Annotated in this window: 11 protein-coding genes; 7 read left to right on the top strand and 4 right to left on the bottom strand. The window is 41.5% G+C overall.

The features are described from left to right. Positions 1-158: 158 nt before the first annotated feature. The 4 genes from HYN43_RS11235 (at position 159) to HYN43_RS11220 (ending at position 4,562) form a co-directional block, all read left to right on the top strand. Positions 159-515, top strand: coding sequence for a hypothetical protein (locus HYN43_RS11235; protein WP_119409436.1), 357 nt, complete (start codon positions 159-161; stop codon positions 513-515). Positions 516-518: 3 nt separating this feature from the next. Beyond that, the gene (locus tag HYN43_RS11230) at positions 519-1,094 is read left to right on the top strand and encodes a Crp/Fnr family transcriptional regulator (RefSeq protein ID WP_245447253.1); all 576 of its coding nucleotides are present in this window, start codon (positions 519-521) and stop codon (positions 1,092-1,094) included. A gap of 338 nt (positions 1,095-1,432) precedes the next feature. Beyond that, positions 1,433-1,852, top strand: coding sequence for a HEPN domain-containing protein (locus HYN43_RS11225; protein ID WP_162996423.1), 420 nt, complete (start codon positions 1,433-1,435; stop codon positions 1,850-1,852). Continuing rightward, positions 1,839-4,562, top strand: coding sequence for a P-loop ATPase, Sll1717 family (locus HYN43_RS11220; protein WP_119409433.1), 2,724 nt, complete (start codon positions 1,839-1,841; stop codon positions 4,560-4,562). Before HYN43_RS11225 ends, HYN43_RS11220 begins: the two co-directional genes overlap by 14 nt. Positions 4,563-4,648: 86 nt before the next feature. On the opposite strand, the gene HYN43_RS11215 is transcribed toward HYN43_RS11220, so the two are convergent. Further along, entirely contained in the window at positions 4,649-6,241 is a 1,593-nt protein-coding gene (locus tag HYN43_RS11215; RefSeq protein WP_119409432.1) for a glycoside hydrolase family 43 protein, read from the bottom strand. Positions 6,242-6,916: 675 nt separating this feature from the next. Beyond that, positions 6,917-7,567, bottom strand: a complete 651-nt coding sequence (locus HYN43_RS11205; protein ID WP_119409430.1) for a hypothetical protein — start codon at positions 7,565-7,567, stop codon at positions 6,917-6,919. A gap of 590 nt (positions 7,568-8,157) precedes the next feature. Between HYN43_RS11205 and HYN43_RS11200 the strand changes: the two genes are divergently transcribed. After that, the gene (locus HYN43_RS11200; protein WP_162996422.1) at positions 8,158-9,123 is read left to right on the top strand and encodes a hypothetical protein; all 966 of its coding nucleotides are present in this window, start codon (positions 8,158-8,160) and stop codon (positions 9,121-9,123) included. Between the two features lie 110 nt (positions 9,124-9,233). Here HYN43_RS11200 and HYN43_RS11195 read toward each other — a convergent pair whose 3' ends face one another. Both HYN43_RS11195 and HYN43_RS11190 read right to left on the bottom strand, forming a co-directional pair. Further along, the gene (locus tag HYN43_RS11195) at positions 9,234-10,340 is read right to left on the bottom strand and encodes an acyltransferase family protein (protein ID WP_119409428.1); all 1,107 of its coding nucleotides are present in this window, start codon (positions 10,338-10,340) and stop codon (positions 9,234-9,236) included. Between the two features lie 93 nt (positions 10,341-10,433). Beyond that, complete coding sequence (locus HYN43_RS11190) at positions 10,434-11,156, bottom strand: DoxX family protein (protein WP_119409427.1); 723 nt, start codon at positions 11,154-11,156, stop codon at positions 10,434-10,436. 150 nt (positions 11,157-11,306) lie between these two features. Here HYN43_RS11190 and pnuC point away from each other — a divergent pair, with 150 nt between their 5' ends. Continuing rightward, the gene (gene pnuC / locus HYN43_RS11185; protein WP_119409426.1) at positions 11,307-11,936 is read left to right on the top strand and encodes a nicotinamide riboside transporter PnuC; all 630 of its coding nucleotides are present in this window, start codon (positions 11,307-11,309) and stop codon (positions 11,934-11,936) included. Next, entirely contained in the window at positions 11,929-12,912 is a 984-nt protein-coding gene (locus HYN43_RS11180; RefSeq protein WP_119409425.1) for an AAA family ATPase, read from the top strand. The genes pnuC and HYN43_RS11180 overlap by 8 nt, the downstream gene beginning before the upstream one ends. Positions 12,913-12,944 lie beyond the last annotated feature (32 nt).

Here is a 12,944-nt window from a genome sequence, read left to right as displayed (position 1 = left end):
GTTAGTAAAGGACATCCGTTTTGCACATCAATGCCTGGTACGAAAGTATCGGGCTTTGATGTTTTTTAGTAGTTATGGCATACCGGTTTTGCGATGACTATTTGTTTTTATAAAACTACTTTAATTTTTTTCTGCCGCGTGTATCGTTGCTTTGTAATATGAAAAACATAGCAGATAACATCAGGCTTTACGTGAGTGCCTGGAACGAAAAAACACCCGAAGCCATTAAGGCAATACTGTTGGCTTGTTGTGAGCCTAACATTACGTACACAGATAAACAAACCCCGCAATTTAGCGGTATCGACGCGCTGGTTGATTTGATTATGAACTCGTACCAGTTGGTGCCAGGTCGCGTTATCACCCTGCAGTCCGAACCGGAATATTTTGACGGGCATGCTTATTACGGCTGGGGCATCATTATTCCCGGGGTAGGCGAACGCGCCGGAAGGGATTACATGATATATGATGAAAACCACCGGATAGTGGAGATTGTAGGCTTTTTACCTGTATCTTAGTGAATGATGTTTGATCATATTTTTGCAAATTTCGCCTACCACATACAACTCAATGCCGATGAGCAGGCGCGCATTAAAAACTCGCTGCAAACACTCGCGGTAAAGAAAAACAGGTTGGTTTTGAGGGCGGGCGAAATTTGCAGGAATATTTATTTTGTTGATGAAGGCTGCCTGCGGATGTTTTATATAGATGAGGATGGTTTTGAACACAACATCCTTTTTCAGCCCGAAAACTGGTGGGCTGTGGATATCGACAGCTTTTCGCACCAAACGCCCGCTTTTTACAATATCGGCTCGCTTGAAGATTCAATGCTCCATTACCTGAGCCACGCCGCCCTCGAAAAACTTTACCTCGAAATCCCGAAGCTGGAACGCTTTTTCCGCATCCTTACCCAAAACGGCTTTAACCTATACCAACGCCGTATTACCTCGGCCTTATCCCAAACAGCCGAAGAACGCTTCGCTAATTTCAGGCAGCAATACCCCCGGTTGGAATCACGGATCGCGCAGAAACATATTGCGGCCTATCTGGGGATTACACCTGTTTTTTTAAGCCAGTTGAGGAGGAGGAGGGGGTAAGGCTGGGTGATGTGCGTCTTACTTATGGGTATTAACAATGCGCGGAATATAGCTGAGAATTCGCTTCAATTTGATGGAGGCTTAGGTTACTTTTCTTCTCCGCAGCTGTTCTGGTTGCGGGTGGGTTTTTTTTTGGGGGGGGGGTGGTGATGATTTTCTACGTAGAGGATGTTAATTGTTGGGTTAGTAGATGTCGTTCTATAGACCGAGAGGTTGAGTTGTATTATACTCTAGAGTATCCTAAATTTAAAACGACTATTTATAGAAAAGTAAAGTATATCAACGAACATTTTCTTACATCGTTTTCTAATCATACCTTAGTGCTATATATTAGATTAATGGCAGAGAATTTTTTCAATGCAGCTGAGCGAATGAGAGATAGTGCGAGAGTTCTACATGATAGTTCCCAGTGGCACAATGCATGTTACCTCGCTGGTTACGTGGCTGAATGTTATTTTAAGATTTTTTTACAATTTGGAATAGTGTCCGGCTCTCCTAGAAGTTATTCGCATAATTTTCAAAGGTTGAGTGTAGATCTTATTTATGCGGCGACCAGCAGTGCAACTGCCGCTGCCTATAGACCATATCTTTTGAATGTCAATATAGAATGTCCTAATATTTCTTCTAATTGGATTCCTGGTGGAAGGTATTTTGACACTGCAAGCGAATGGGGGGAGATTCTAAGTAACTCTTTTCAAGTTGAAAAGGAAAAATGTTTTGAAATGATAACTAAAATGGTCATTGATGGCCACATTTGACAAAATGAAAAGCTTTGAAGATATAAAACTTAATATTAAGTTGGCACTTATCGAGTTAGTAACTACTGAAACGGTTTATTTGGTGTGTGATATATTTACACAGTTTTCAATTTATGTAGTTGAACCAGATAGTAGCGATCTTATCACAAATTTGAAAAATCGTCTCAAAGGTCACGTTTCTCGGATTGAGTTGATTAATGCTGGAGGTTTTGTTTTTAAAGATTTAAATCATCCAGATTATTTACCTCCTATTAATATTGAAAAAAACATCTATTATGTAGATCGCCACATTGGACTACAGAATTGGGAGTTAATAAATCGTTACAATTCAAAAGTTCCCATAGTTAGTTTTTATTCATTTAAAGGAGGTTTGGGACGCACGACAGCCCTAGCATTAACCGGTTTACAACTTGCTAGGCAAGGAAAAAAGGTAGCTCTTCTAGATTTTGATTTAGAAGCCCCGGGGCTAGCTACCTTGTTTTCGAACGATTTCCCTGAAATCGAACAATTTAAAGGAGTAACCGATTACTTGGTTGATTTGATGGCGTTCAACTTTGATTCAACTAATTTGGATTTGAATGATTATTACTATAGTCTTAGCCGACAAGACGTCGTTGGAACACAAGCCGGCGAAATTTTAATTTTTCCTGCATGCTTAGTGGAAAATGCTGAGAATAATTATCTCAGCAAATTCTCAAAGATTAATTCAATATTTTTAAGCAATCAACGTTCGCCGATTGATAATTTATTGGATAGAATACAAAATGAATTGAGGCCGGACGTTATTTTAATTGATACACGTACGGGGTTGAATGATTTAGGAGGGATTTTCTTGACGCGATATGCAAGCCAATCATTTTTGTTTTTTTATGGGAATCGACAAAATATGTTCGGCTTAGAATCTATTCTTCCAAAATTAAAAAGACAGAATTCGAAATTTTATATTATAAATTCACCTGTTCCTGCGTCACCGCTTGCTCAAGAGGAGAGGGAATATTTTTTAGAACGCTCTTACTCGCTGTTTTCCGATTTATACTATGAGCCCGAGAATACACCGTATATTGCGGACGAAACAGCAGCACATTATCCGATTGAAATACCTCATAATAATCTGGCGGTATTATTAAATAATGCAGAAAAGTTGAAGGCTCTCGCGGATGAGAACAATGGAAAGAACGTGTATGCTGAAATTGCTCGCCTTATTGTCGGACCACGCCCTAGTATATCAGATGATGTGAAACAGGTAAATACAGTTGTAGAATCGAAACAATTGTTAACGGGCCTTAAAAATATTTCTTCAACGGGTTCATCTGCTAGCGAGTATGAATTTGAAACCGATAATGATCTCATGAAAAATTTCTATCCCCGTAAAGATTATCGTTTCATTTTTGACAAAAACAAATATTTAATATTGGGAGAAAAGGGGGCGGGCAAAACGGCCTTATATGCTGTGTTGTCTCACAAATCTTATGCTGTGGATTTGGCAAAGTTTTGTGAAACAAATGACACGGAGATGCAGGCAACAACTTGGGTAAAAGGCCTAGATCGCGTTCAAGGATACCCCAATGAAACAACATTTGAACAGTTAGCAAAAGAAGAGTCACAGACCTACAAAAACTTTTGGAAGTTGTTGTTGATAAAATACATAGATCAAGAATTTAGTGGGGATAAGTCAATTGGGATTACCGATTGGTCAATGTTCTTACATGATTCGAAAACCGCTGATCCGTTAATGTTGGACACTCAAATAGAAAAGATCTCAGTTCGATTAGATTCTACCAAAACATTTATAACAGTTATTTATGATTATTTAGATGTTTTAATAACTGATGAAAAAGGATTGAGAGGAAGAATATTGAGCGCGTTATTGGAAGTTTGGAGATCATTGCAAACTCGTCAAACCAGATTAAGCGCAAAAATATTTATGAGGAAAGATATATTCGAGCGAGAAGTTGAATTAACAGATAAGGTGAAACTGAATAATCACATATCTGAGATAAATTGGGAGTATAATCAACTGTTAAACATCGTTTGGAAAAGGCTCTATCAATCAGGTCAAAGCTTGCCTTTATGGATTACATCCAATATCGAAGAAAAATCTGAAACGTTTACTGGCTTAGGTATTATACCGGAACTACAAGAAAATGATAATAGAAAGTTTTTGAGTGAGCTTTTGGGAGAGTACATGGGCGGTAATAATAAGGCATTTCCTTACAACTGGATACTATATCACATAAGCGATACTAAAACACGCATTCAACCTAGAAGTTTATTGAATTTATTCAGCCAAGCTGCATCACTCCAAATAGAGGATAAAGATTCGCAAACGCGAGAAAATTTACTTCGCCCTAAAAATATGGAATTAGCAATGGATAGGGTATCTCAGCACCGTGTTCAAGATATAAAAGAAGAATATCCAAAATTGAAACCAATTTTTGATAACTTAAAGAACTATCGACAACAATTTCCCGCCGAAGAATCTGCTTTAGATGATGCGTTAAATAAGTTGGTAAATGATAATACCAACTTATCTGGCATACCAATACCAGATATCAAGAAAACCCTGGAAGAAATTGGGGTTCTTTATGAATATAAATTTACGCCCAAAAATAGAGAAAAGCGTTTTCATATTCCAGACTTGTATTTAATTGGGATGGGATTGAAACGAAAGGGCCCTGGTGCTCACAAAGCATTATTTGGTAAGAAATAACATTTAACTGCCTTACACGTATCATGTAATAAATGAGGATTATAAAGCCTGATTGAGTATTCAGTCAGGCTTCATAAATATCAACCTTATTGGATTTTCTCCCCACCCGTCCCATCAAACCCATACCTAAACCAATCAAACAAAGCCACCCCGCCATCCCGCTCGGTATTAAACGAAAACAAAGCCGGCCTAACAGCTTTCCAAAAATTAAAATACGATAACTTACAAACCTCGCCGATAGGGGTAAACACCTTGCCATCCAAACTATAACTCAGCGTAGTATGGTCATGTTCAATATCCACATTAACCCGCAAATAAATAACCGGTTGCTTAGGCAGCGGTTCGGTAACCAGGTGGCCGTTATTATTGGCATAAACAACCATGCCCGAATCTCCTTTCAAAACGCCAATTTCATGCATATAGTTACCCAGCAGGCATAGGCCCGCGCGCTGCCCGGCGGCCAGTTTGGCGTAGTTTAACGCGGTTGTAATCTCGCCGGTTTTGCCCATTAGTTTTTGGGTAATGGCGTTGCGGGCGTTTTTAATGTCGGGCGCTTTCAGGGCGGTTAGGGCCAGGTAACCCTTGTTACTTTTTAACGACCATGATCTATCATCCGGGTTATGGTTCCATTGCCACTGCAGGCCCAACCGGGTAGTATTAAACTCGTCGGAAGTTTGGATCAGGTTTATTTTGCCGGGGTTTTCAATTTTGGGTTTGATGTATTGGGTAACGGGTTCGCCAATGCCATTTTTATCAAAGTCAACGCCCATCAGTGGCCAGCCGTCCTGCCAGTGTACAGGCTCGAGCATAGCTACCCGGCCTATCGAACCGGAATCGTGAAAGTGGATAAACCAGGCTTCGCCGGCTTCGGTTTCTACTAATCCTCCCTGGTGGGGGCCGTTTACTTTGGTGCTGCCTTGCTCAAGTACAATTTTACGCTCGTAAGGGCCATAAATATTGTCGGCGCGGAGGGCTGTCTGGTATCCTGTGCCAACGCCTCCTTCCGGAATGATGATGTAGTAGCGGTTATAGCGCTTGTAAATTTTTGTGCCTTCGCTAACCGGGCCCTGGTACACGGTTTTGCCATCGTCGAGCAAATGCCTGCCATCTGCGCTCATTTTGTGGATGATAATGGGGCCTGCACCTAATACGCTGTGGCCGAGGTAGGCCTGACCGTTATCGTCCCAAAAGGGGCAGGGGTCTTCCCAGCCGCGTACGCGTTTCACCTCGGTAAGCGGTGCCCATTCGCCCGCCGGGTTGGTGGTGCTGCTCATGTACAAACCTTCGTCCGGTGTGCAGAAATAAACATAAAAGCGGTTATTATGGTAGCGCAGGGAAGGAGCCCAGCTGCCACTGCCATATTTTTCCATGGTGTTGTATTTCGGGTCGAGATCCAGGCGATGGTACACCTGGCTGATGATCGTCCAGTTCACGAGGTCGGTTGAGCGGAGGATGGGCATCCCCATAAAATGAAAATCGGAACAAACCATATAAAAGTACTTCCCAACACGAATCACATCCGGGTCGGAATAATCGGCATTTATGATGGGGTTTTTATAGGTTCCATCGAGCTGATCGCCCCATACACCGGCGCGAAGCCGTTTTTGCTGCGCGAGGGTTAAGGTGCAAATAGCTAATAGTAGGATGGAGGTGAGGGATAGTTTGGTAAATAGCTTCATTTGGATGAATTGATCAATTTGAAAGCTGGCGGCAAGGGTTGCATTGCTGCCAGCTTTCGGTTTATTAAGTACTTTGGGTGGAGCGAAACCCTATAAAGGATTGCAGTTTTTATCTGAACGTCTGATCCTACAACATATACACATCTTTAAAAAAGTTGTCATTTCGACGAACAGGGTGGGATTGAGAGGGCGGGTGAGGAGAAATCTTCTACACCCTGTTTCCCAACATTACATAGCGGCCTTGCATGGCGTACGAGATTTCTCTTTCGCCCCGGCGCTTAGCCCATCCCCGCTCTTTCGTAACGACATTTTCCTGAAATACATGATAAAATGACTCAATTTGTAAGTGCGGACCAGGCCAAACGTACATTGAATAAGTTTAATAGCACCCAAAGTACCCGGCTGGGTTGACCACGGCTGAAAACCGTTAACTTCCTGCGTTTGTCTATCCCATAAATAAGGACAATACCGCCGTAGCCTGTAACGGCATAGCTTGGCTGCGGGTAGTTGAAAGTGTCAAAAAAATAAATAAGTCGAACCAATTTATCTGTTCTAAAGCCCCTTTCGAATAGCATCAAATGAGATCACAGCAAGTTCAAAATTAAATATACCTGCTCCTGGGAACGCTTTCCTCGTCTTGGCATTTCTTTAGTGCCTGATCCCCCCCAAAAAATCTCACTTCTCCCTAACAATCCTCTCAATCTGATACAACTGCTCCTTACTTAGTCTATTCAGGTTTTCCTGGCTTAGTATCGTATTGTTTATTTGTATATAGTTGTTGTTTTGTTCGTTTATAACTGTTTTGGTTTGCTGTTGATTAGTAGCGCCCACTATTTCAAAGTACAGACGGGCAGCCCTGATATCTCCATCGTAAGCAAGCTTGCAAATGGTGGCCAGTATTTTAGGAACCATATATTTAAACTGCTCCATTTCGGCAAGGTATTGCGGGTGTGTTTTATAGCCGGTAAGGTGTTTGGCAACCGTTTGCCGGCTGAGGCCGGTTTCATACGCTATCGCGTATTTAGTGGGCATGGAGCCGTATTGGCCCATTAGCTTTGCAATGGCCCTGCCAATTACAAGGTGGTTATACTCCCAGATCTGTTCGTTTGTAGCCGGGGTAATGATGGGTTCTATTTTATTTAAAAAGTCGTCACGTTCTTCGCCTTTTAAATGCTTCAGCGCTTGGTTGGTGATATCCCCGAGAGATTCGCGTTCTGCCTCATTAAAACCCTCAATATCAGCTTTGGTGATCTTTTGTAAACCCATTACCCGGTTGATCTTATCGCAGGAGGGTGTTAAATTTGTTAAGGTATTTTCAATTTCCATAAGGTTTGGTTCTATTTTAATAAAGATAGGTAATTTGTTATTTAATTGCTAATTATTTTAGCAATTAAATAATGTTAACCCCTCTTGTATATTGCATGTAATTGATTATGAGTTATTTAAAGTAAAATAATTTCCTCAAGCAGATCGGCAGGCCTGCAATGTTAAGCGTCGTTTTTTATATATAATTGATTATCAGTGACTTAATTTTTTGTTATTTCTGAATATACATCGGAAATGTAACCTCTGTTTGTTTGTATGGTAATGATTATCAAGATATTGAATATTTTGATTTGAAATTGTGTTAACCCTGTTAACCCGCTGTCGCTTTCCGCCCGCCTGAACGCGATCTTGCAGGCGGCTTAAGGAGTTTAGTTAGCGTAAGCACCCGGGTTGGACTGTTTAACTACAAGGGTAAACTACGCTCTCAACAGAAAATAATACAGCTGTGCTTCAATATTTTGAAGTCAGGGCCGTTGTACGGGATACACGATAGTGCGTATCCCATAACAAAGAGCTTAATTTATTGATTGATAAGTATGTGAATGATTTAACAAAAACTTATTTTCGTTTTTTCTAATCAAAACCTGTTAATGAACACTAAACCTTTCTTCGTACTATCTGCACTGCTATTACTTTTTTCCTGCGAACAACCCGGGGCAAAAAAAATGTCTTCTTCGCCCGATGTTAAATTGCCACCCGCCGAACAGGGTTTTGTTGACCAGTTTCATCGCGCGGTAATGTTAGTACCGGATAGCTTAAGTGATGACCGGAAGCAGTTTTTGGAGGATAGCCTGAAAAATACGATCGATCAATGGCTCTCGAAAAAGACGGGGCTCAAGGCAGATCGATGGCTGGGTGTGGTAATGAATGATACTGTTGGGCAAAGTTTGGGAGCCAACGACGGAAGCGTTCTGCAACTGTATATTCCCATTCCTAATGCTGCCGGTTCCCGTTATGATGTTACACGTTCTGTCGTCCTAACCATGTCGGTTGATGAAGATGACAAGGATATGTACAAGGCAAGGAGACAACTAACGGATGGTGATACGGCTGTTTTCAGCGGATATTTTTCACCTATGAGCGGGCAGGTATCGGATGTATTAAGTCATCCGGGTAATTTTTTGGCCAATCCTTCTTTAGATTTTACGCTCACAGAATTGTATAAGAAGAGTGCGTCGCTGCCACCTGCCCGGCCAGAGCCCGATACCTTGGGTTTGGCAAAAGCGCCCGTTAAGGTAACCGCGGCAATAGTGGCTAAGCGGGTAAGTGGCAGCCGGTTCATTAACATTAAAGTGAAGATCAAAAACACGTCGAACAAGGCGATTACCAAACTAAGTGTACGCTGGCTGGTGACTAACAAAAAAGGTGACCCGGCCAAGGTGAACGGCGCTACAGGCGCTTATCAACAAGGCTATTTAAATAACGACCTGCAGCCCGGAGCGATAATTACCGGAGAATGGCAGCATGAAAGCCCGGATGGTGAAAAGGTGAAACTTATCTTTCCAAAATGGGTGACATTTTATAACGGTACCCAATGGAAAACAGGTAGGCACTAAGCAATATCTCATTTAAGCAGCCGAACATCAACATTCTTTAAGTTGTGCAAATAAGCCCGCATTGATAAGTTTTTGAGTATCAATACGGGCTTATTTGTTTGTACCGGCCTCTACCCAAGCTTCTTTCTCAGCCACTTCCGCACAGGCTCATCATACCATTTCAAAGCTGCCCAGGCTAAAACTATCGCTCCGGTTAAAATAAGCAAGGCATAAGGCCAGGCCTGTGTAATGGTTGTGCCTTTATTATTGCTGATCCAAGCCACATAAAAATAAACCAGCGGGTAATGTACCAGGTAAAGCGGATAGGAGATCTCACCTAAAAATTTGCAAATCCTGTTTTGGGTTTGGCTTTGCATCAGGCTGCCGGTACCAAGGTATACAATAAAGGGAAAAACGATAATAATGCAAACAGACTCGTAAATGCCATTCATCCAAACATTCCCCGCGCCGCCAATGCGTGGCATGTAAAGCACTATCGCCAATAAAAGGCTGCACCATAAAAAGGCATTTTTAATTTGCACAGGTTTTGCTATCCGCGAAAGCAGCAAACCGGCAAAAAACGGATAAATGGTACGTGTTAGCCCAATGCGCACCTGCGGTACATTCAGTGTCCAACCGCCGCTTACATCACCGTTGGTAATGGCCAGATGTGCAAGTGCGATAGCAGCAATGAGCACTAAGATCCCTAATGCTGTTTTAGAGAATTTCCTGATCCATACAGCGTAGAGAATATTGGCAACGTATTCAAAAAACAACGACCAGCCAACGCTGTTAAGCGGGTGCATCTCTTCCCATCCACGAATATCGAGCGATAAGGGTATCGGCAGGATGGTATAGCCAATCAGCATCACAATCAGCATTTTCCATACCGGTACAGTATGGATGAGTGGCCACAGCGTAGAATCTGTAAAATAAAAACCGATAGCGCCGAGGGTCATCCCCAAAACCACCATGGGCTGAAGGCGTTCGATGCGGCGTTTGAAGAAACTGCCAATAGTCATTTTATCCCAGCGGCTGTCATAAGCATAGCCCATAACAAAACCTGATAGCAAAAAGAAAAAATCAACTGCGAGATAGCCATGATTAACAAGGTTATCTAAATGCCCGGTGGCTAACGGCTCGGTTAAGTGAAAAGTTACAACGATGATGGCCGCAACACCGCGAAGTCCATCTAAAATAGGGTAGTGCGGCCTTGTGGCCAGCTCATTGTTGTTCATTAATAAAACAGGATACGCAGGTTAATGAATTAAAACCGGCGTAAATTATAAAAAAAATCAACTAAGCAGCAATAAGAGGTGTTTAATCGACAGTTATTTTGCAGGCGCCCTATTAAGCTGTTTTGCTCTATTAAAAGTTGCCAGGCAGCTATCCAAAGGTTTTCCCTCTTTATAAATACAATCGCAAAAAAACCGGCATGCGGCTCCATTTTTACCGGGAGCGCACTGATTACGGCATTCCTCTTCAGAATTGCCGGGGCTAATCTCATATAAATAAGATGTACCGATAATAAGGATGGCCAACACCGCAATGCAACCTCCAAAAAATATAAACCTGAGGCGCTTGCCTGCAGGGTTTCTTAACACCGACGGATCTGTTTGAGCTTGCTTAAATGGCAGAATATGTTTTAACCGATCATAATCCCAGATCAGCAAAAACAAACAGGCCAACACCAACATTGTTACCAGCCGGGTACCATCAAAGCGGGTAGCGTAGGTAAGCACGCAGATATTGGCGATGATGGGAAAATACATTAATGCGCCCAGAAGAGAAGTGCGTGGAATAACAAGGAGGATAGCTGTTATTAGTTGAACAACACCGATAAATGTATAGTAATAGCCGGTAAGATGCAGCGCATCAAAATAATGCCCTAATGGATTATTAGAGGGCAAACCGGAGGCGAAACGTTCTCCCATAATTTTAACATAACCGGCAGGGATAAAGCTGGCTGCTAAAGCAACCCGGCAGAAAATGACAAACCGTTTAAACCAGTTATCGGCTTTTGCTCCGTAGTATAGCTCTTCAAATCTGCTCATAATTGTATGTGATTGAGTTAGTGTTTAAATTAAGTTATTTTAAAGTACTTTGTTTTTCAGAGTTAAGTAAAGATTGAATCTATTTCAAATGATATTTCGCGGCATATTTATCTGCTTTAATTTAATTACTATAAGTAATATTGCTGCAACATGAGCTTTTTCGATATACAAAATACGGCCTTTACCATTTTAAACTATCATGTAAGTTACATTGAATTGTTGGGCACCGTATTCGGTTTAATTTCCGTATACTATGCCTCGGCTGTAAATGTGCTCACCTGGCCAACCGGCATACTCAATGAACTCTTCTTTTTTATATTGTTTTTCCAGGTGCGGTTATATGCCGATATGTTTTTGCAGGTATACTTTTTTGTGATAACCATTTATGGCTGGTATAATTGGAATTCCGGTAAAACGGATCTCAGCATAAGCGGCCTTGATTTAAAAGCAATGCTTATATTACTGCTTTTAATGGCAATGGGTTCGGTAGGTGTGGGTGTTTTAATAAAAAATATACACCACCTGTTACCGCGTTATTTCAGCGTTCCTGCAGCTTTTCCATTTATCGACTCGGCGGTGATGGTTGCCAGTATTTTTGCTACCGTATTACTATCCCGCAAAAAAATAGAAACATGGTATTTATGGATTGCGGTTGATGTTGTTTGCGTTGGTCTTTATTTTAAAAAGCAGATTTATTTTTTTAGTATCGAATATTTTATCTTCCTGTTACTGGCCTCATACGGACTTTATCACTGGAGAAAAGAATTAAAAAATGACTAATGGATTTGTATTCGGGAAATTTTTGCCTTTTCATAAAGGGCATGAAGCGCTTATTCGTTTTGCCTTAAGTAAATGTGATTTTGTAACCGTTTTAATTTGTTGCAGCGATAAGGAAGTTTTACCCGGTGACGTAAGACAGCGATGGATAGGGGAGAGTTTTGCTGGTATTCATCAACTTGAGATCAGGATTTTTAATTATCTTGAATCCGAGTTGCCAAATACCTCTCAATCCTCGCGCAAGGTTTCTGCAGTTTGGGCCCGGCAATTTAAAACTCTTCTTCCCGGTTACACCGTGGTTATCACGTCCGAGCCCTATGGTGCTTTCGTTGCCGGCTTTATGAATATAAAACATATCCCGTTTGATCCTGATCGCTCACGGTTTTCCATATCAGCCTCGGCAATCAGAAGTGATCTGTTTTCAAACTGGAATTTTCTGCCCGCTGCAGTGAAGCCTTTTTACGCGATTAAGATAGCGATACTCGGCACCGAATCTGTAGGGAAAAGTACTTTATCCGAACAGCTTGCTGAACATTATAATAGCAGTTTAGTGCCTGAGGCAGGTAGGGATTTAATAGCCGACTCAAACAGTTTTACTTATAATGATTTGCTAAGGGTATCGCACGAGCATTCAAAACGTGTTAAAGCTACCATGGCCGGGGATAATCCGCTAATCATTATGGATACAGATCTTCATATTACAATGTCATATTCGAGGTTTGTTTTTGACAAGGAGTTAGAACTAACGGATGAAATTTCGTCTGTCGACAAATCTCATCTGTATTTATATCTTGTAAACGATGTGCCCCACGTTCAGGATGGAACCCGGCTGGATTTGGAAAGGCGGAATGCCTTGGATGCAAGCCACCGGCGGGTTTTATTTGATAATAATATCCCTTTTATTGAATTAAAAGGTTCGTGGGAAGAGCGTTTCACCGCTGCGCTCCGGAATATAGACCATCTTATCGCTCAAAAATAAGCCCTGCCTTGTAAATATTATTTTTTTAAAAT

The sequence above is a fragment of the Mucilaginibacter celer genome, assembly GCF_003576455.2.
Taxonomy (GTDB): domain Bacteria; phylum Bacteroidota; class Bacteroidia; order Sphingobacteriales; family Sphingobacteriaceae; genus Mucilaginibacter; species Mucilaginibacter celer.
The sequence above is the reverse complement of the archived record's forward strand: the minus strand, read 5'-3'. Positions and strand labels throughout refer to the sequence as shown.